Origin of the sequence: Acinetobacter sp. RF14B (assembly GCF_006864105.1) — a bacterium.
Taxonomy (GTDB): Bacteria; Pseudomonadota; Gammaproteobacteria; order Pseudomonadales; family Moraxellaceae; genus Acinetobacter; species Acinetobacter lwoffii_C.
In genome coordinates this window covers 1-19,887 of the sequence record NZ_SMTB01000002.1, presented here as the reverse complement: position 1 = coordinate 19,887, position 19,887 = coordinate 1, and the positions used below count along the sequence as shown (strand labels likewise).

The following is a 19,887-nucleotide window of genomic DNA, read 5'->3' as shown; positions in this document are numbered from 1 at the left end:
CTTAGGCTATTTAAGAGATACAGTCTAAAGTAAAGATCTCCCTCTACTTTTTTACTGTTTAAAATTTTATTCTGAATAATAAATAACCCGAATCGCGGATAAGGTTTTTTCTTTAAAATCATAACATAACTATAATTTTATGATTAATTTGAATCAGTTTTTAGATCAAGTCATAGACTTTTTTATGTTCAAACTGATGGATAAATCTCAAGATGAATGATCTCACTTCCTTAAGCAGGATTCAGGTTAAATAAAATAATTGAATATTTATTCAATAAAGTCGCTAAGAAAGAGAAGTTTTATTTGTTAGGCTCCCCCTCTACTCTTACAAAAGACAGCTGCGGTCATTCCTGAGTTATGCATACTCTGGACCTGACGATCCAGAAAATTTTTGGCAATCATTGCCATAATAGGTGCCATATTCAGCTCATGATTTTCTTCAGATACTTTCTGAATCTCCTCATAAGCAGTTAAACGCTGACAGAAAGCCCAACGCTGCTTTTGTGCATCTCCTTCCTGATTGGGTTGATCTAAAATAACTTTGGTTTCATTTACAATTCTGGTTTGTTGCGCAATAAACTGATCATAAGCAGGCTGGCTTAGTTTCTCTGCAAAAGCAGTCTGATTGTACTGAATCAAACTGAGGATTACACATAATAAAGATGAGGTTTTAGTCATTTAAAATCTTCTTTTATTCTTCTTTCCAGACATCTTCGTAATCATCTGCATCAATCATAAAGCGGAAGCCCTGCTCCAAAGCTAAATACGGTAAAACTTCAGGAGCTATATCCTGCACTTCACGTACAGTCATGGTTTCAAAGGCATCTTCATTGGAGGCCAATTCACCGCCATAAATATACCAGCTAATATTTTCTGCGGTTTCAGGTTTTTTACGGATGCCAACAATGGGATCCTGTTTTAAGGTATGGACAGCCACCGCGACCACATCATCACCACTGACCTCTACATAGGCAGAACCAACCTCTTCACACAATAATTTCTGTTCTGCAATCAGTTCCTGTAACGGCGATAACTTTTGTGTATTTTTCGACATACTTAATCCATTCACTTAAATTAGCGTCTTAGTTTAGCTTAACTTTAAGGATTCGGATGTGTATTTTATCTATTGAAATATGAAATTTTCTGGCTTTAAAAATATTCAAGTGCAGACGAGCGCTTAAAGCTTATAGAAATTAAGCTTTCTTCATCTCTAAATAGTTTTATATAAACCACATGCTCTACACAGCAGATATTAACGGCGATACAGTTGATTGAGTTTTTTAGATTCAAGCTCTGGGATTACTTTTTAATAAGCTCTAAATCATCTGAATTTACCATATTATACTTATTGTTACACACAATAATGGCGCAAAATGATTAAGCATACCGAGTTAATAGATTTACATGATTGCATTTGTGTCAGTTAACCATTCAAAAACAGGTTTGTATCTTATTAATCACACTAAAACATATAGAAAATTATAAGAAAATCTAAACAGCTTCTTAGAGGTTTTGTAATATCGTTGATATATCCTCGGGAAAACTGGAACTCCCACTTTTATTACTAAAGAAAAACTAATGAATTTTGTCTTATTTTAATGAGGAATATTTTCTTATGGCGAAGAAATGAAATCTTCTTCTTTTTTCTGGTTTTCCTTCTGACTTAAAACAAGAAACGAGCTTTCATAATAGAGTAGAAATTATTTTTAGATTGGATGTTTAAAATTTGCTTAGGCTATTTATTAATAGGACAGAATGTGGTTTATCATTTTTTAAAAGTGCATAAAAATCACCCTCACTTATGGAGGATGATTTTTATTAATCAACTAAAAATTCACTTAAAACTTGGCAGTTAGAACCTGAGTAGAGACTTTATTTTTCCAAAGCTCGCGTAAGGTTGGCAAGTAAAACTTCTCGCCCAGCTCTACCAGTTCCGCATCAATCAAAGCATGCACATCATGCATAAACAGATAATCCAGCTCAACGCTACTCAGCTTCAGATGTTTCTTCTCATATTCTCTACGCTTCTGCTGGGCCTCTTTCACTAACTGATCAGCAAATGCTCTATCTTTAAACTGTGTAATGGCGTTCAAACGTAATTCAATAATACCCCACCCGGTTAAAAACATCTGGAAAGTTTCAAAATCTTTACTGGTAGATTCCCAAGACATTTCTTCAAGGTTTTCATTTTCTGGCAGTACAGGTAAAATAAGTTCCATTACACTTGGAAAAATCTTCTTAAAATTCAAAATAAATTTAACAGGATGCTCACCTGGATAATCTTTGAATTGCACCTTTTTTTGAACATCTGTTAAATAAATATCTAGCATAAAACAATCATCAGTAGTTAATCTCATCTACTGCTATTGTACGCAAGTCTGGACGAGATAAAAACTACTGCTGAGCCATCCACGTTAAAACAATAACAAAGAGTATGAAAATAAGCTGCCTCAACAACTTATTATTTTATATTTGGAGAAACCATATTTTCAGGACGAACTACTTCATCAAACTGTTCTTCCGTCACTAAACCTAACTCTACTGCCACCTGTTTTAATGTTTTTCCTTCTTTATAAGCTGTCTTGGCTACCTTGGCTGCATTTTCATAACCAATCACCGGGTTTAATGCGGTCACTAACATCAACGAATCATGCAGGAAATGATCAATTCTCTCATGATTCGGCTCGATGCCTACGGCGCAATGGTCATTAAAACTATTACATGCATCTCCCAGAAGTTGAATAGACTGTAATAAGTTATAGGCAATTACCGGCATAAATACGTTTAATTCAAAATTACCCGAAGCACCGGCAATATTGATGGTCGTATCATTCCCTAAAACCTGAGCAACCACCATGGTCATGGCTTCACTTTGAGTTGGATTAACTTTACCCGGCATAATGCTTGAACCCGGTTCATTTTCCGGAATACGCAATTCACCTAAACCACAACGCGGCCCACTGGCCAACCAACGAATGTCGTTAGCGATTTTATTCAGACTGACTGCAAGCGTTTTTAAAGCACCTGAAGCAAATACTGCTGCATCGCGGCCCGCCAAGGCTTCAAACTTATTCGGTGCCGTGACAAAAGGCAGATCTGTTAATTGAGCTAAAGTCTTTGCCGCTTGAACTGCATAATCTGGATGAGCATTGAGTCCCGTACCTACGGCGGTACCACCCAATGGCAATTCATATAGTCCGAGTAGTGCTTGTTCTAAGCGTAAAATTGCATGATCCAGTTGCGATACATAGCCACTAAACTCCTGGCCCAGTGTTAAAGGCGTCGCATCCTGAAGATGGGTACGGCCAATTTTCACAATATCGGAAAATTCCTGAGATTTGGCATGCAAAGTATCACGTAAACGACTGACTGCCGGAATCAACAGCTCATTAATCTGTAAGCTTGCAGCCACATGAATTGCGGTCGGGAAAGAGTCATTGGTTGATTGCGCACGATTCACATGGTCATTCGGATGCACAGGTTTTTGTGCACCTAAAGGATTACCCAGCTTATGATTGGCAATATTGGCAATGACTTCATTACAGTTCATATTGCTTTGTGTGCCAGAACCGGTTTGCCATACAACCAATGGAAACTGGCTATCCCATTGTCCGCTAATGACTTCATCCGCCGCTCCTACTATATAAGTCGATAGCTCCTGAGGAATCTGCTTTAACTCTGCATTGGTTATGGCGGCAGCTTTCTTGACCAGCCCCATGGCACGAATCATGGCACGAGGTAAATGCTCCTGACCAATCTTAAAGTTTTGCAAGCTACGTTGAGTTTGTGCTCCCCATAGGGCTTCACTTGGGACAGCGACCTCTCCCATCGTGTCATGTTCAATACGTGTTTCCATATTTAATCTCAACTTTATTTTGCATATTGCCAGTAGTTTTCTTATCTAAAATAAAGATATTTAAAGATATTTATGGTTATTTTAATCAGCTTAAGCACTCAAGTAAATGATAATTATTATCAAATACTATCCTCTTAAGGTGTTTTGATAAAATAACCATTCATCCTCCAGCATTTTGCTTAAGCTATGCCGAGGCTGCCAGTGCAATAATTGCTGAGCTTTGGTGGTATCTGCACCAAGTTGATCCAGCTCGGCATGAGGATATGGCAAAGCATCTATTGTAGGAATGGTGGATTGAGTCACCTCTGCAACCTGATCCAGCAAGTTTTTAATTGAAACCAGCTCCCCTGCAATATTAAAAGCCTCACAACATAACTCTTGCTGCTGTGACAACCATTGCAAAGATTTAATAACCGCATCACACCCATCCATTACATGCAGAAAACTTCGCTCTACGGTCTGGTCTGCTGTCATGGCCTGACGGCGTAATTCCAGATATTCTCGCTGATGTGCTCCTACCTGCATCGCCAGAGGTACAATATTTTTCGGTAAAGGTGGAATCCATTCACCTAAAATCCCGCCTTCAAAGGCGCCAGCAATATTGGAAAGTCGCAAGATCGCAATTCGCCATTCATTATCGGTTTTGGCAGTATCCCGAATAATTTCCTCTACCATCTGTTGAGATTTAATATAAGGATTGGGATAAGTATAATTAAAAGGCTGATCTTCATGCAGATCGGGTGCTGAATGGCCATAAACGGCTAAACTGGATAAATGCACCAGATGCCGTACACCGGTACGCTGCATTGCCCGCATCAGGCTCATAATACAGCTGACATTATCATTATAATAATCAAGAGGCTTTAATACTGATTCTTCCAGTGATTTAAAACTTGCAGTATGAATCACAGCCTGTATGGAATGCAGTTCAAATACTTTATTTAAGGTAGGGGTATTACGAATATCAATTTTAACAAAAGGCACATATCGACCAGAAATATATTCAAGACGCTCCAAAGTCTGCAAACTGGCATTGGCCAGATTATCAACCACAATCACCTCTACACCTTGTGCAAGCAGACTTAATGCAATGTGTGAGCCTAAAAAGCCTAAACCACCCGTCACTAAAATCATTTATACTACCTACTTTCTGATGTAGCCAAGATCAATTCGTTGATGTTGATCAAGCCTGTAGTGAATTTCGATGAGCACTTTAATTCTTGTTACCTCCGCACCGACGTCTATTTATGCCTGGCATGCTTTGGGGCTTGCTCAGGCATTACAGCAAAAACACGAAAAATTTCGTGTATTCTTCTATCAGGACGGTGTCTCGGTGGCGAATGCATTGCAATGGGTACCCGATGACCAGCGCCACCTTTCACGCGCCTGGCAAGATCTGAAAATCCGCTTGCCTGTATGTGTCAGTGCCGCCTTAGCACGTGGAATTACAGATCAGGACAATGCTCAACGTCACAATATTCAACAACATAATCTTGCAAATAGTTTTGAATTGGTCGGTTTAGGTGAGCTTGCCGATGCGGTTCAGTCCTCACAACGTCTCATTCAATTCTAGATGCTTCATTTTTCAGGATGTGTTGCTTTTAAAAGGAATCTTGTGTGAAATCTGTACTTGTTATATTAACTCAGGCCAACTTAAACAGCTTGCAGGTGCATGAAAGCCTGTCTGCGACCATGGTACTGGCCACCTTTGGTTCAGAAGTTAAGATACTGCTACAAGGGGCAGCTTTAAGTTTGCTGCATGCCGACCTGCAATTTGAACAGCGCAAACATGCCTTTAAACTGGCCTCTAATCTGGTAGATAGTTTTGAATTTTATGATCTAACACCGATTCTGGTAGAGCAGAAAAATCAGGATTCTCCTTTTGTGAAACACAGTGAGCAAGATATTGAGTTTGTCGAGCTGAATCCAGAATTTATTCAACACTTCGATCATGTTTTGTATTGGTAAGGAATAAGGATAAACTCATGTCAGAAAACACCCTTTACCTACTCCAGTCAGATTATGCAGCTACGGCGTCGATACTGGATCAGCTTGCTCAAATTCATACTCCAGATGATTCAGTGGTTCTGATGGGCGAATCGCTACTGTATGTAGAACACGACTTCTTACAGCAGTTGCCGTGCGTTTATCTACTTGAAAATGATGCTCAGATATTGGTTTCTCCGTTGCCAGAGCATGCCACCTTATTAAACTATGCACAATTTGCAGATCTATGTCTGGCGTTTAAGCGCTGTATTTCAATGAAATAATCATGAGCCTGGTATGAATTTAGAACTGGATCAAGATGGTCACCTAGTCGACTATACCCTCTGGAATGAGCAAGTTGCCCAAGTACTGGCTGACAGCTTAGAACTTCAATTAACACCTTGGCACCTAGAAGTATTACAGGGAGTGCGCCAGTTTTATCAGCAGTTCGGACATTCTCCTACTACCCGTCCTCTGATTAAATTTCTGATGAAAACGGTCAGTCCGGAAATTAATAATGCGCTGTTACAGGAAAAATTTAATACTGGACTGGTTGCACGCCATTTAAGCCGTCTGGCTGGCGTTCCAAAACCGGCCAACTGCATATAAAAGACTACCAGCCCTGCTTTTAAATAAAACAATAAAGACCAAGCCTGCTATCGCGGGCTTTTGGCTTAGGCTTCAAGCTGACGAATACATTATTTGCAGATTTAAGCTAATCCTTTTGTGAAGTAATTCCGTCTTATTTAAATAAGACGACTGGAATACTGTCCTATTTTATCTTTTGAAAATATGTGGACCAAAAAGCCGTAAGAGCATTCAACGTATAAGGAGTCAGATCACTAGATTAAGAGCGCTTTTCAGTCAGTCTAGCCCTTTTAGCGATTAGCTCATTTCACAGCTCAGTGAAAAAATGAATTGGAGAAGCCGCTTAGTTATAAACGTTCAGGCTTATATTCTTTGCTCATGGCTTGCAACATTTTGGAGAAAGTTAGGACTACTTGATCCAGTTATTCTGATAAACGTTGTTAATAGTCAAGAGCGGCAGGTTTTACAATCTTCTTCTGGTTTATTCATGCTGGGGGCTTGATATAAATTTTAGGCATTAAAAAACCACCTCAAAGGGTAGTAATAAACGACATACATCAGATTAAAATAGGTATTGCTATATGAGCTCTTTGCAAGTGGGAAAAAATCATCATCCCAAAAATTAAAAACGTTAAAGTGATTGTAGTAGAGCTATATATTGGCATTTATTCACTTATCATCTGTATAGAGCTACAAGATACCCAAATGAAATTACAAAGGCAAACAATATATTATTTTTAAACAACTTTTTAGTGAAAAACCTTTCGAAGGAAGCTTACTTAACCAAATGATTGCTCTACTGCGCAAATCATTATTAATATAACCACGACAACCAATACTGTCTCGATTTTAGCTATCGTAAAGCACCCGGATTCATTGAGAATATATTTTAATAGTGATTTGAGATTACATTCTACTCATCTCTTCTTGGATTTTATCATAGTTAACCCTGGTTATACGCATTTCTATAATTTTCGATTAATCTATATCTATCCATATCTAGGAGAGGGCTTTTTTAATACGGGAAGAACTAACATTTCGTTAAGCAACTCTACAAAAAATTTCACCCGAAAATCATTCTTACGCAAACCTAGATCCCTATAACTCAAGGCTTGACTGTCTTACATATCCCGACAGAGTTGCTACATTAGTAATTTAAGCCATTCTCTACACTGAATTTAAGTTTTAGAAACGTAGAGGAAATTCAAATGAAAAAGTATTCGACAGTTCTATTACTCACCCTATCAGGTTTGATCGGAACAGCTGCTATTGCATCCCCCCCCCCAATAGAAGCCACCGCTGCCGCTGAAGCACAGCAAGTTGCTTTAGAATATGCCAGAGAGCAAGCAAAGACCTCAACATCATCTGACGAATAGAATGTAGCCCTCAAATGAGGGCTTCTTTTCCAGTAGTCTGGACTAAGAGTGAAAAATCCAAAACCCTAAGATAGAAAACCATTCTAGAGAGTGGTTTTGTTTTACCTGGCTTCAAGTTCTTTATGCTTCCAAGATCGATTACTATCGTATGAAAAGTTCATGTTGTCAGATTCATAAGTTCTTTCTTGATGATTAAGCTTTTCAATCATTTCAATCAGAGCACCACCTCCATGGGCCTGCTCTTTGTAAAGTGCTCTCAAAACAAGTTCGGCTGGTTTTCCGATAGCCACTCGATCACTCTCCCAGTTGCGAACTGTGGATTCATTAACACTTAATATACCTGCTAGATTCTTTTGTGAAAGATTTAGCTCTTTACGCAAAAAACGGATTTCTTCACCATTCAGCTCTGGCTTTTCATTAATCAAGTATAGGCCAATGGTTTTGTGAAGTTCATGCACTGATGAGATTGACACCAAATCGCCATACGCTTCATCAACTTCAATTTCATAACCGTCCAGCAGCCAAACATTGCTTAAACCACACTCTTCATAGTGATACATAACTGTGCCTATTCTTTAAATGTAGTAACAACAATTGAGAAGTCCCCATCTTCACGACATCTAATTACAACGGTTGTCGTAATATTTTCCCCAGCGGTTCGAACTGTAACATTCAACTTAGTATCGCCCCGAGTATCTGGATAAGGCCCCTCTGTGATATCCCCATGTTCAAAGCAACAGATGATTTGCTTTAAGGAGATATGGCGCTCTTTCATTCGTTGCCTAACATGTGTTGAAAGCTTAATTTTGCTGGTATCTTTAGCCAGCTCTCTAAGCTTTCGCCTAGCCTAGATTTCGGCTAAACACATAAATGATACTTGCAATCAGGATGAATGATTAAGGCTAAAACCGCTAATAATTAGCGGTTGAGTTCACTATAATGTACTGGTGCCATCGTCGTCAACAAAATGTTTAGGTCACCTTCAGCAATAAACCAGGCTCACCTGATTTCTTATTCATCTTTTTATACACTTTGTCAATAAACCGTTATCAAAACCTAAGACAAGACCAAAAAAAGGCGCTAATGCTCGATCTGATTCTTTAGTCAGGATAGAGCCTGGCCAGAGATTTCATATTGCCCCAATCCTTCATAGATCAATAGGAGGAAAGCTCACCGTAGTCGTCATCTATCGCGTCTTTAAGCCTATTGAGTAACTCATCAGGCAAAATGATCTTTTTACTGTGAGCGTACTGAAGTGCCTCAAGAAACGTGACTGGTTGCATAATTAGCGCCAAAAAACTCATCAAAGTGAGTTCTATACCTGTAACAGGCATTTCACTGTGTGAGTATTATTATGGGTAACCTTGAAAACCAAGAGCCAAATCTCAATTTTTAAAACTTAATTATTCATCTACAATATCGGCAAATTCTGCCCCTAAAATCCGTGCTAAATCTTGCGGATTTATCCCAATATCAAGCCCCCTTTTCCCACCGCTTACATACATTTTTTCAAGCTGGCTTGCACTAATACAAATTACTGTTTTTAAGCGCTTTTTCTGACCAATAGGACTAATACCACCGACCATATAACCCGTTAAGCGCTCCGCATGTTTAGGATCTGCCATTTGCAGCTTTTTGCAACCTAAAGCTGCTGCTACTTTCTTCAGATTTAACTGATAATGTACAGGTAGAATTGCGACAAAATATTGTTTCTCATCAGTTACCAGTAAGGTTTTAAAAACTTCTGCAACAGCAAGCCCTAGCTTTTCGGCTGCTTCCAGACCAAAACTTTTGGCCTGTGGATCATGCTCATATTCATGGGTGCTATATGGAATTTTTTGTGATTTAAGCAGTTTACAGGCTGGTGTCATGGTATTTTTTGAAAAAATAAAACTTAATTATAGCGCTACTCCAGGCCTAGCTTGAAGTGCATGAATAATGTCTTAGTATATTTTGCTTTAAATACAAGCAATAAACTAAAGGAGAAAGTCTTTAACCACTATATAGCAATGTATAAGAAGCTGGCATCACCTGATATTTTGCACATTTCTGCCACTTAAAAAACGCCGATATTTTATACTTTCACACTATCAAGCTGATCAGTTGAGTCAATTGCCGAACCTGGTTTACTTGATTATCAGTGCCATATATCAGCACTAAATGACTGCCTTTTTAATTTTTTAAAAGTTTTAAGCTCTCTACAAAGATTTCTGTTTCAAAAACCTTTTCTAGATTTTGCGTTTATAAAATTTCAGGAAATATAAGTAAAATATAACTTTCCCTCAGCATGCTCAACACCACCAAGTAAGAATTATTATCAGATAAAACAACTAGTTTTCTTTATTTTCTTAAACTTAACTGGTTGACATAAAGCGTTAAGAATAGGATGCTGTTTAAAATTTTTAACAACGACTCAGTTTATAAAACCTCAGTGGTTTAGAACTGGCCGAGATTTAAAATCAACCCTGACTTTTTAAGCCAAAAAATTTTAAGAACATGATCAATACAACGCTTGAGTTCATGAATAAGATTGTATGAAGACAAGATTACACAAACAATATTAACTGTTTTTGCCAATCAGGTTTACAATAAAAAAAATGAAGATTGACCTAGATTTGTAAGTTTTTAACATTGTCAAATCCTTGCAAAGTTTTCATTATATGCCCACTGTTCGGCACACACTTTCTACGTCAATTCAAAGAAATTATAAAAAAAATGTGGGAAATCATGCCATAATAGACAAATTTTGCAGTGATCTTGCAAACTTGTCCTGATACTTTTCAATTGGAGCACGTTAGATGAATTCGACCATTCTGGTTATTCACGGACCGAATTTAAATTTGCTAGGAAAGCGCGAACCGGAAGTTTACGGTCATCTAACATTAGACGATATTAACCAGCAACTGGTGGCTCAGGCTCAATCAGCTACTTTACAACTCGATACCTTCCAGAGCAACTGGGAAGGTGCCATTGTTGACCGAATTCACCAAGCTCAACAAGATAATGTCGAATATATCATTATTAATCCGGCTGCCTTGACGCATACGTCTGTTGCCGTGCGTGACGCCCTTCTGGGTGTGGCGATCCCTTTTATTGAGGTGCACCTGTCTAACGTCCACGCGCGTGAGGCATTTCGACACCATTCTTACCTCTCCGATAAAGCAATCGGAGTGATCTGTGGCTTGGGTGCTAAAGGCTATACAGCTGCACTCGACTATGTCATTGAAAAAATACAATCTTCTAAGCAATCTTAATTAGGAATACTGTCTCATGGATATCCGTAAAATCAAGAAACTCATCGAGTTGATGATTGAATCTGACTTACAGGCGCTCGAAGTTAAAGAAGGTGATCAGTCGATTGCTTTAACTCGTCGCAGTCCAGTGGTTGCAGCAGCTGTTCCTGCAATGCCTGCCCCGGCGGCTGATGTTGTTCCGGTGACCAAATCTCCTCGTGGTGCAGTCGAAACCTCTCCAATGGTTGGCGTGTTCTATGCAGCTCCTAGCCCAGGCGAAGCACCTTTTGTCAAAATCGGTCAAACTGTATCTGCGGGTGAAACGCTGGGTATTATTGAAGCCATGAAAATCATGAACCCGATTGAAGCAACACAAAGCGGTGTGATTGAAGAAATTCTGGTAAAAAATGGTGAAGTGATTCAATTTGGCCAGCCACTTTTCCGTTACCGCGCTTAATCACCTCGGGGATTTATAATGTTGCAAAAAGTTTTAATTGCAAACCGTGGTGAAATTGCCTTGCGCATCACACGGGCTTGTAGAACTTTAGGAATCAAGACCGTCGGTGTCTATTCAGATGCCGACAAGGATCTGATGCATTTACGTTTCTGTGATGAAGCCGTATGTATTGGTCCGGGTGCAAGTAGCGATAGCTACCTGAATATTCCTGCGATTATTACTGCTGCGGAAATTACTGGCGCGGATGCGATCCATCCTGGTTATGGTTTCCTGGCTGAAAATGCTGAATTTGCAGAAATCGTTGAAAGTTCTGGTTTTATTTTTATCGGTCCACGTCCTGAACATATCCGTTTAATGGGTAATAAAGTATCAGCCATTACAGCAATGCGTAAAGCAGGTGTACCAACGGTTCCCGGCTCTGCTCATGCAGTGACTCCACAAAATGCGCTGGCTGAGGCCAAAGAAATCGGCTTCCCGCTGATTGTTAAGGCAGCATCGGGTGGTGGTGGTCGTGGTATGCGTATTGTAGAGCGTGTCGATACCCTGCTGGAATCTGTACAGGCTGCGCAGCGTGATGCTGAAATGTGGTTTGGTGATGATACGGTTTATATGGAGCGTTTCCTGCAAAAACCACGTCACGTCGAGATTCAGGTCTTGGGTGATGGGAATGGCCATGCAGTTCATCTGTATGATCGTGACTGTTCATTACAACGCCGTCATCAAAAGGTTCTGGAAGAAGCTCCAGCACCTAACCTGCCAGAACAGGCACGTGCTGACATTCTGGAAGCCTGTGTCAATGCCTGCAAGATGATGCAATACCGTGGTGCAGGTACATTCGAGTTCTTGTTTGAAGAAGGCGAATTCTTCTTTATTGAAATGAATACCCGCGTTCAGGTTGAGCATCCTGTGACTGAAATGGTGACAGGGATTGATATAATCGAGCAGCAGCTTCGAATCGCGGCTGGTCTTGGCCTCGATATTCAACAAGAAGATGTGCAGGTAAAAGGCCATGCGATTGAATGTCGTATCAATGCCGAAGATCCTTCAACCTTTATGCCTTCCCCAGGCAAGATTGAAACCTTCTATGCCCCAGGAGGCGCCGGTATCCGTTTAGATTCGCATATCTACCCGGGTTATAGCATTCCGCCCTACTATGATTCCATGATTGCCAAGCTGATTGCACATGGTAAAGATCGTGAAACATCATTGGCACGAATGAAAAATGCACTTGAAGAAATGATTCTGACTGGTATCAAGACCAATATTCCTTTGCACAAGGATTTGATTTTACAAGATAAGAATTTCTCTGAACAGGCAATGGATATTCATTATCTGGAAAAGCATTTGCTTAAGCAACTTGAAGGTGCAGAAGAAAAAGAAGCTGCTTCTTGATCTGTAAACACCTATTAAAAAAACCGCTGAAATTCAGCGGTTTTTTATTTTCTTATGGCAAAACCCGTCTTAATACGGCGAAACACTGTTCTGCTTTTTCATTGGCACAGAAATTGATGGTATAGGGATTTTTCCATTGTACAAAATATTGTGAAACTTCCCCGGACTGATCCACCTGGTTACCGGAACAGTCCTTTTCATTATTGTCATAACGTACCTGCAAGATTAAAGCCGGAATCTGTTCTGCAGGATTCTGGGCAGGCTGATAATCGTAAAGTCCTGAAGTCCACTCCTCTCCACTTTTAATAATCACGCTATTATTTGATTTAAAATTATAATATTCGATACATTTTTTATTTTTTGGAATTTCCATTCCCCATAATCCCACAATTTCGGGACGGGTATTGACTGTAAAAGTATTCGGAATTTCAGAAGATTTGATCGTCGTATCAGAGGCACTTTTATTCTCTGCTGCCATTAGCCAGGGTGAGGTCATGAGTAAGGCAAGGCTAAGACATATTTTTTTCATATTCACCAATATCATTTGAATAAATTTGTTCTAAGTTATCATATTTTAAGGAGATCGTATCTGAGTAAATCAAATAACAGGACCTAAGATACGAAAAATAAATTATTACCATGTTAACCAAAAATATAGGTCTCTTTTCTGGTATTTTTTGTATCTATTTTGTATGGGGAATTTTAGGAAGGCACATGAGTTTTGGCTCTATATTCAGTGATAAAACAGTTATTTAATCAAGCAACTTCAATTAACAAAAGCTTATAAGGTTGGGCGGCCGTTATGATTTCACACTCAGGCTTGTAGTAGATATTTTTAAGGGAGATTTAATTAATTGAGTGTAAAGGAAGTGTCATTAGAGTATGAGGAAATCCATGTAATCGTACAGACCGACTAAATTATATAGGTACATAACTCAATAAAGCCCCATGTTCTCCATCAAATGATAGAGTTTTATAGAGGCTGCTCTCTAAGCGTTAGCCTTAGTTCAGACACATCCCAATCATAATCAAGTGGGCTTGCATCCGGAATTGAAATGTTCTACAACCTTGAGACGCAACAAAATTTGAAGGAACACTATGAAATTTGAAGAATATTTACAATATGATGGTCTAGGGCTGGCCGAACTGGTTGCAAAGAAACAGGTACATTCAAGTGAACTTTTGTCGATTGCACTGAAACGCAGTGCAGCAGTTAATCCCGACTTAAATGCCATTATCATTCCTATGCATGAACATGCATTACAACGGACTCAGCAGAAGCTAACAGGGCCTTTTGCTGGTGTGCCATTTCTGGTTAAGGACCTGTTCCAGGAATATGCAGGCTATCCAACGTCTTATGGCTGTCAGGGTATGAAGCGTACTGGCTATATTGCCGATACCAATGCTGAAATTGTCAACCGCTGGGAAAAGGCCGGTATCGTCACCTTTGGCCGCACCAATACTCCCGAATTTGGCATTAAAGGGATTACCGAACCCGATGCCTGGGGAAGCTGTAAAAACCCATGGAATCTAAAACATAATAGCGGTGGCTCATCTGGAGGGTCGGCCTCTGCCGTGGCTGCCGGTATAGTCCCTATTGCTGGTGCTGGCGATGGTGGCGGCTCTATTCGTATTCCAGCTTCATATTGTGGTTTATTTGGTTTAAAACCAAGTCGTGGCCGTACTCCGTGGGGGCCACAAATGAGTGAGGCCATGCATGGGGCAGCGATTCAGCATGTGCTCACCAAAACTGTACGCGATAGTGCGGCCATGCTGGATGCAACGCATGGCGAAGATCATAGTTCACTTTTCAAAATCCAGGCTCCGCAGCAACCTTATCTGGAAGCTATCCAGCATCCGCCCAAAAAAATGAGAATCGCTTTTAATACCCGTTCTACTATTGGTACCAGAGTTTCCCAGGATGCGATTCAGGCAATTGAACAAACAGCCCGCCGACTCGAGTCACTGGGTCATGAAGTCGTAGAAGATCAGCCGAATATTGATGGTATGCAATTGGCCAGAGATTTTATTACCACCTGGTTTAGTCAGTTCTCTTATATGCTGGATGAGATTCAAAAAAGTTATCCCTCCAAAACTGGTGATTTTGAACTGGACTCTTTAGCACTCGCAGCCTTTGGAGCCAAAACTACCGCCTTGGAATATATTCATAATTTAAATAACTGGGGGCAATATGCAACTCAAATGAATCATTTCTTTGAACGTTATGATCTTTATTTGACACCTGCTACAGCGAGTGTCGCTCCTCAAAATGGCGAAGTAAAAATTCCGGGGTGGCAAAAACCCCTATTAAAGGTGCTCTTAGGCATGAAGAAAGCGCATTTGCTGGCACAAGGCAAACTGGTAGATCAGATTGTAAAAGAAAACTTGAAATGGGTTCCTTTTACCCAGCTGGCGAATATCACCGGACTGCCGGCTATGTCTGTACCTTTGTACTGGAATAAACAGAACTTGCCGCTCGGCTCACAGTTTATTGCACCTTTTGCTCGTGAAGATTTACTTTTGCAACTTGCAGCACAATTAGAGCAGGCACAGCCCTGGTTTGATCAATATGCCAAAATTCGTCTTTAAAGTGATTTAACTGTTTGAAGATGGTAATTCAACTTTGTTAGGTAAGCCCCCTAGCAGCAGAAAACCTAGCAAAGTTGAGGCTGCAGCTGCAAAAAAGATGATATCTCCGCCTAATTGATCCCAATAATGGCCTGCTAGAATGCTTCCTGTTGCCACACCGATTCCCCACATAGTGCTATAAAGTGCCTGCCCACGGCCCTGCTGCCCGGCAGAGAAATTCTGAAAAATGACTCGCATGGCAATCATGTGAAATAGACCAAAACTTAAAGCATGAATCGTTTGTGTCAAGAATTGTGCAACAAAGGAAGATGGAAATAAACCGACCACTAACCACCTTAGTCCGGTCATTAACAGGCAAAGCATGATTAGATGCCGCCATGACCAGCGACTGAGAAAGAAGGTGGCATAAGCAAACATGATAATTTCTGCAATTACACCCACTGACCAGAGCAATCCGATCTGGCTGGTACTAAATCCGGCCTGACTCAGATAATTGCTATAAAAACTGTAAAATGGCGCATGTGAGAACAGCATAATTAATTCTATAAGAAAGAAACTATAGACCACTGGCCGTTTAAATATTGGCCAGATGGTATCCAGTTTTTTCTGTGCCACCGGCGCCGCCGTCGGTTCTTTAATACTAAATGACCAAAGAAAAGTTAGAAATGAAATACATAATAAAAGGACTGGCAGCATGCTGATCGGAATCACTTCAAATACAGCCCCCAAGCCAAAGACGCCGACGATGAAGCCAATAGATCCCCATTTACGGACTTTGCCGTAGAGCTCTGCTCTTTTTTCACCTAGCCAGAATAAGGTCACGCCTTCAAACTGTGCCAGAATCGCATTCTGGAAAAAGCTAAAAATAAGCATGAGTAAGGCAACGGATTGAAAGTTATTGGGAATAAGAAAAATCATGAACCAGATACAGGCTTCCATCCAGGTCGCAATACGAACCAATAACATGCGCTTGCCTGACTTGTCCGCGAGCCATCCCCAAATTAAAGGGGCAAAGAAACGGGTAACAATTGCAATAGAAGACAAGATACCTATTTCTTGATAATTAAACCCCTGATCTTCCAGATAAAGGCTCCAGAATGGCATGAATGCCCCCACAACCGCATAATAGAAAAGATAGAATCCACTTAGTTTGTGGTGGATTGGAAAGCTTAGCATTAAGCTGTATTCCTTAGTATTTACAATAGGTTATAAAATTTTCAGAGTTGTATGCTTTTGCATATAAAAGGCTGGGTTAGGAGATGCTAAGTATACAAATCGGTATACAAATTTATTTTAATTAAATTATTTCAAAATTTGTATACTTTTACCAAAATATCACAATTATTTGTTATTTTACTTATAAAACAATAATTTATTTTTAATAACCAAAATTATCATATAGTAGTAAAAAACCACCCGAATGCGGTTTATTTGTTACCTGAGCAATCTGTATCACTCATGCGATAGGCAGGCTGGGGATTCAATTAGGCAAATGTCGGACTATGTGTTCTCCAACATGCTTGGGAAAACTGGTTTGAGGAACATGCTGTCATCTCTTGTGGGCAATTGCCGAGTGATGCAACGCACTTCAACTTTAGCGGGCTAGATGTGCTAAAAATTGAAAATGACCGTATTTATAAATGGGAAAGCCAAATCAAAATCTGGTTTGATATTAGCAAGTACTACAATGTTGATCAGTCGACACTTATTAAAAAGGATAAATAGTGAAATTGTCAGATCTGTATCCAAAAAACTTATCAAAGTCTTTAGCGGAGCTGAGGTTGTATCGTGATTGGGTTGATTTGATAGATGGAGGGAGGGAGAATTAAACCAATAAGACTAATAGCTAGGCTCCCCCAAGGACTTCAATGTTATTCGCTCTTATTTGTATCGGAATCTTTATCACTTACATGATTAGATACGGTAATTTTTTCCACAACGGTAACTTCTTTATTTGGGTTTTCAGGCTTTGATTTATCGGCTGGTTTATTATTTTCTTCAGTCTCTGGTAAGTTTTTAGTGGTGGTTTCCTTGGTAATACTAAATAAGTTTTCTTTATTAACATTGTACATACCACACATGCTAATAAGTAAAATTAAGAAAAAGAAAGATACTGACTTTGTGTAAAAATCCCATGTCCAGGGTTGATACCAATAGTATTTTCTAGCAGCCACCTTATCTTCCTTATTATGCCCCTCTAAAGCTCTTTTTAAATTACTCATTGAGTTAATCCACTTAACCATCATATTTAATAGTGTCAGCAGACAAATCATTAGAAGAGCAATGATAAAGGTTAAGTAAGGCCATCTAGAGTTAACCTCTAAAAGCTTTACTGTGGATCCTATTAAATTCACCCCACCAAAAAGAGTAAAAATGATTGAAGCAAAGATACCAAGAATAGAAATATAGTTTGCGATAGTTGATTTGGCTTGATTGTCCGCATCAGCAGCTAACTGCTCAGATTTTTTAGCTAATATTTCCGCCTGAGTTGAGATTTTTCTGCTCTTTTTGAAATCTCTTGCGCAGAATTTGCAATTCTTCGTGCAGTTTTGGCTTCTTGCTGAGTGACTTTGTTAATGTAATTTTTTTGAGTCGCCGCTAAATATATATGTCTTCTAAACTTAGTTAAACACTTATGTTTAGGGTGCTTTTGTCCATCGTCTAAAGATGGGTGCAGTTCCTGATAACGACCTTCGAGCTCCTCCATCATTAAGTCTAACTCCTCAAGATTAATATCTTGAGAATAGTCATAAATCATCTCGGTAATATCATCATATGGAATATCAAAGTTTGGTAAGCATCTCGCTCGAATAATAACTTGATCAAAAATTCTTATTAAGCTCTGTATAGCTTCATCGTTAGCAGGGCTAGAAATCAAACGAGATACGAAAATATTAAGTATATCGGTCTGCGTATCCAAAACTAACCCTGCCTAAAATTATTATGATTTTTTTGAAAAAAAGTCTTTAATTTCTTGATCTGTATAAACTAAGCCTCTTTCTCCAGCAAGAATACGAGGTTCAAAAAGCTTCCAAGGATCTTCTTCATGCGTTCTTTCAACTAAATCAAAAGGCTTTTCATTTATTAAAGCTTTGATCGTTGAATGAATTTCCTCTTGAACTTCAGGCTTTAAAGCAAGGCTATTTGAATCGAAGTTAACTTCCTTAAATGAAAAGCCACCATTTGCTTCATCGGAAAATTCAAATGTTGAAATCGTAGAGTCAATATGCCCCGTACCAAACACTTTAAAACTATGGTAAACATGACTAACAACTGGCCCAAACTTCCATTTTTCAATCGGTTCTTCAAACAGCTTCTCGTTGCGATTAACTAAGCAGTTTACATATACATAATATAAAATTTTTTGTAATTTAATAGGCGTTAAAACACCTTTCATATCTAGATCATTATTTACAACTTCTACAATATAGTTAGCAATATTAATTGCTGTATTTTTTTTATTCATAATCCACCTCACATAAAAACACTTAAATCAACAGAACTTAGAGAAAGTAAACTAAGACTTAACATTGTCGAAAATCAGTGATGGTGTTCATTTTTAAATTCCATATTACAAAGACAGCGAAAGGTAAGAGCTATTCTTACCTTTGTGCTCACTTATTTAATAGCATATGCTGCAAATAAGCAATACTGTGGAACATAAATGTTTCACAGTAATTACTTAAACCATAAATATTTTCATGCTATTGTTGGCATCCTATGCCGGATCTATTCAATTTATTTCATGTAGGTGGGAGTTTAAGTTCTAAATATTTTTATTAAATTCATTAATCTAACCCCATACTACACAAAAAATATAAGTGCATGTTATTTATAATAATATTTAAAAATTTACTACTATATTTTTCCTATGGTATAAATCTTAATTCAATATTCTTAATTGAGATAAAAAATGTCATCTATTATTCATCAAGCTTTAATTACTGATAGCAATTCTACTAACTGGGGCAAAGATTTTACTCAAAAGCATTTTTCTTACTTAAAAAATGTGATTAACGGCCTTATTCGCTCAGGGGCTGGTTATGACGATGTAGCTATCGAAGTTGATGGTAGTACAAATACACTACATATTTATGAGCCATTTTCTGCTTTAAACTACCTTGGTTATGGTTCTCCTTCAGTTGTATCTATTCGATTGAATGAGGACAAAGTGCAATTTCTAACAGGTGATGACAATGGCTTAGGACTTGGCTCATCAAGATTACTGGAATTAGAACCTATTAAACTACTTAGATTAGCATTTGAAGTGCAACACCATGTTGTTGCCATAATACCTGACTCGGACTTTTAAAGCCGAGTCTTTTTCTTGGACGATGATTCAAGCGTTGAGTAATTTCTGCAATATATGCATCCGTATAGTCATTCAAGTCACTGCCTTTTCTAATATAT

23 protein-coding genes are annotated in these 19,887 nt (G+C 38.9%); 10 read left to right on the top strand and 13 right to left on the bottom strand.

Annotated elements, in window-relative coordinates; translation table 11 throughout:
• Positions 1-306: 306 nt before the first annotated feature.
• The 5 genes from E2K52_RS00560 to E2K52_RS00540 all read right to left on the bottom strand — a co-directional run bounded on the left by E2K52_RS00560 (position 307) and on the right by E2K52_RS00540 (position 4,990).
• The gene (locus E2K52_RS00560) at positions 307-678 is read right to left on the bottom strand and encodes a hypothetical protein (protein WP_151203064.1); all 372 of its coding nucleotides are present in this window, start codon (positions 676-678) and stop codon (positions 307-309) included.
• Positions 679-691: 13 nt separating this feature from the next.
• Positions 692-1,054, bottom strand: a complete 363-nt coding sequence (locus E2K52_RS00555) for a hypothetical protein (protein WP_151203063.1) — start codon at positions 1,052-1,054, stop codon at positions 692-694.
• 784 nt (positions 1,055-1,838) lie between these two features.
• Positions 1,839-2,330, bottom strand: coding sequence for a hypothetical protein (locus tag E2K52_RS00550; RefSeq protein ID WP_151203062.1), 492 nt, complete (start codon positions 2,328-2,330; stop codon positions 1,839-1,841).
• A 131-nt stretch (positions 2,331-2,461) separates the two neighbouring features.
• Positions 2,462-3,856 carry a class II fumarate hydratase gene (gene fumC / locus E2K52_RS00545; RefSeq protein ID WP_151203061.1) on the bottom strand — a complete coding sequence of 465 codons (1,395 nt, stop codon included), beginning with the start codon at positions 3,854-3,856 and terminating at the stop codon, positions 2,462-2,464.
• Between the two features lie 126 nt (positions 3,857-3,982).
• Positions 3,983-4,990 (bottom strand): NAD-dependent epimerase/dehydratase family protein, encoded by a 1,008-nt coding sequence (locus E2K52_RS00540; RefSeq protein ID WP_151203060.1) that lies wholly within the window; start codon positions 4,988-4,990, stop codon positions 3,983-3,985.
• 70 nt (positions 4,991-5,060) lie between these two features.
• Here E2K52_RS00540 and tusD point away from each other — a divergent pair, with 70 nt between their 5' ends.
• The 5 genes from tusD (at position 5,061) to E2K52_RS15165 (ending at position 7,806) form a co-directional block, all read left to right on the top strand.
• The gene (gene tusD / locus E2K52_RS00535) at positions 5,061-5,429 is read left to right on the top strand and encodes a sulfurtransferase complex subunit TusD (protein WP_151203059.1); all 369 of its coding nucleotides are present in this window, start codon (positions 5,061-5,063) and stop codon (positions 5,427-5,429) included.
• 44 nt (positions 5,430-5,473) lie between these two features.
• On the top strand, positions 5,474-5,824 hold the full coding sequence (locus E2K52_RS00530) for a hypothetical protein (RefSeq protein ID WP_151203058.1): 351 nt from the start codon (positions 5,474-5,476) through the stop codon (positions 5,822-5,824).
• Between the two features lie 17 nt (positions 5,825-5,841).
• Complete coding sequence (locus E2K52_RS00525; protein WP_151203057.1) at positions 5,842-6,126, top strand: hypothetical protein; 285 nt, start codon at positions 5,842-5,844, stop codon at positions 6,124-6,126.
• 13 nt (positions 6,127-6,139) lie between these two features.
• Positions 6,140-6,451 carry a TusE/DsrC/DsvC family sulfur relay protein gene (locus E2K52_RS00520; RefSeq protein ID WP_151203056.1) on the top strand — a complete coding sequence of 104 codons (312 nt, stop codon included), beginning with the start codon at positions 6,140-6,142 and terminating at the stop codon, positions 6,449-6,451.
• 1,187 nt (positions 6,452-7,638) lie between these two features.
• Positions 7,639-7,806, top strand: coding sequence for a hypothetical protein (locus E2K52_RS15165; protein ID WP_171478781.1), 168 nt, complete (start codon positions 7,639-7,641; stop codon positions 7,804-7,806).
• 101 nt (positions 7,807-7,907) lie between these two features.
• Here the strand turns inward: E2K52_RS15165 and E2K52_RS00515 are convergent, their stop codons facing one another.
• The 3 genes from E2K52_RS00515 to ybaK form a co-directional block, all read right to left on the bottom strand.
• Complete coding sequence (locus E2K52_RS00515; RefSeq protein ID WP_151203055.1) at positions 7,908-8,366, bottom strand: helix-turn-helix domain-containing protein; 459 nt, start codon at positions 8,364-8,366, stop codon at positions 7,908-7,910.
• A gap of 8 nt (positions 8,367-8,374) precedes the next feature.
• Positions 8,375-8,632 (bottom strand): DUF4258 domain-containing protein, encoded by a 258-nt coding sequence (locus tag E2K52_RS00510; RefSeq protein ID WP_227548198.1) that lies wholly within the window; start codon positions 8,630-8,632, stop codon positions 8,375-8,377.
• 577 nt (positions 8,633-9,209) lie between these two features.
• Positions 9,210-9,677, bottom strand: coding sequence for a Cys-tRNA(Pro) deacylase (gene ybaK / locus E2K52_RS00505; RefSeq protein WP_151203053.1), 468 nt, complete (start codon positions 9,675-9,677; stop codon positions 9,210-9,212).
• Positions 9,678-10,604: 927 nt separating this feature from the next.
• On the opposite strand from ybaK, the gene aroQ reads away from it, so the two are divergent.
• Genes aroQ through accC form a run of 3 tightly spaced genes read left to right on the top strand, consistent with a single transcriptional unit; the run spans position 10,605 to position 12,888 of the window.
• The gene (aroQ, locus tag E2K52_RS00500) at positions 10,605-11,060 is read left to right on the top strand and encodes a type II 3-dehydroquinate dehydratase (RefSeq protein WP_151203052.1); all 456 of its coding nucleotides are present in this window, start codon (positions 10,605-10,607) and stop codon (positions 11,058-11,060) included.
• 16 nt (positions 11,061-11,076) lie between these two features.
• The gene (gene accB, locus E2K52_RS00495; protein ID WP_151203051.1) at positions 11,077-11,496 is read left to right on the top strand and encodes an acetyl-CoA carboxylase biotin carboxyl carrier protein; all 420 of its coding nucleotides are present in this window, start codon (positions 11,077-11,079) and stop codon (positions 11,494-11,496) included.
• Between the two features lie 18 nt (positions 11,497-11,514).
• Positions 11,515-12,888: an acetyl-CoA carboxylase biotin carboxylase subunit gene (accC, locus tag E2K52_RS00490; RefSeq protein ID WP_151203050.1), complete on the top strand. Its 1,374-nt coding sequence runs from the start codon at positions 11,515-11,517 to the stop codon at positions 12,886-12,888.
• Between the two features lie 52 nt (positions 12,889-12,940).
• On the opposite strand, the gene E2K52_RS00485 is transcribed toward accC, so the two are convergent.
• Positions 12,941-13,384, bottom strand: coding sequence for a hypothetical protein (locus tag E2K52_RS00485; RefSeq protein ID WP_171478782.1), 444 nt, complete (start codon positions 13,382-13,384; stop codon positions 12,941-12,943).
• A gap of 602 nt (positions 13,385-13,986) precedes the next feature.
• On the opposite strand from E2K52_RS00485, the gene E2K52_RS00480 reads away from it, so the two are divergent.
• Entirely contained in the window at positions 13,987-15,477 is a 1,491-nt protein-coding gene (locus tag E2K52_RS00480) for an amidase (RefSeq protein WP_151203048.1), read from the top strand.
• Between the two features lie 6 nt (positions 15,478-15,483).
• Here E2K52_RS00480 and E2K52_RS00475 read toward each other — a convergent pair whose 3' ends face one another.
• The 4 genes from E2K52_RS00475 to E2K52_RS00460 all read right to left on the bottom strand — a co-directional run bounded on the left by E2K52_RS00475 (position 15,484) and on the right by E2K52_RS00460 (position 18,943).
• Entirely contained in the window at positions 15,484-16,653 is a 1,170-nt protein-coding gene (locus tag E2K52_RS00475) for an MFS transporter (protein WP_151203047.1), read from the bottom strand.
• A gap of 695 nt (positions 16,654-17,348) precedes the next feature.
• Positions 17,349-17,699: a hypothetical protein gene (locus E2K52_RS00470; protein WP_151203046.1), complete on the bottom strand. Its 351-nt coding sequence runs from the start codon at positions 17,697-17,699 to the stop codon at positions 17,349-17,351.
• A 248-nt stretch (positions 17,700-17,947) separates the two neighbouring features.
• Positions 17,948-18,397: a hypothetical protein gene (locus tag E2K52_RS00465; protein WP_151203045.1), complete on the bottom strand. Its 450-nt coding sequence runs from the start codon at positions 18,395-18,397 to the stop codon at positions 17,948-17,950.
• Between the two features lie 21 nt (positions 18,398-18,418).
• Positions 18,419-18,943, bottom strand: coding sequence for a Panacea domain-containing protein (locus E2K52_RS00460; RefSeq protein WP_227548197.1), 525 nt, complete (start codon positions 18,941-18,943; stop codon positions 18,419-18,421).
• Positions 18,944-19,390: 447 nt separating this feature from the next.
• On the opposite strand from E2K52_RS00460, the gene E2K52_RS00455 reads away from it, so the two are divergent.
• Positions 19,391-19,789, top strand: coding sequence for a hypothetical protein (locus tag E2K52_RS00455; RefSeq protein WP_151203044.1), 399 nt, complete (start codon positions 19,391-19,393; stop codon positions 19,787-19,789).
• Positions 19,790-19,887 lie beyond the last annotated feature (98 nt).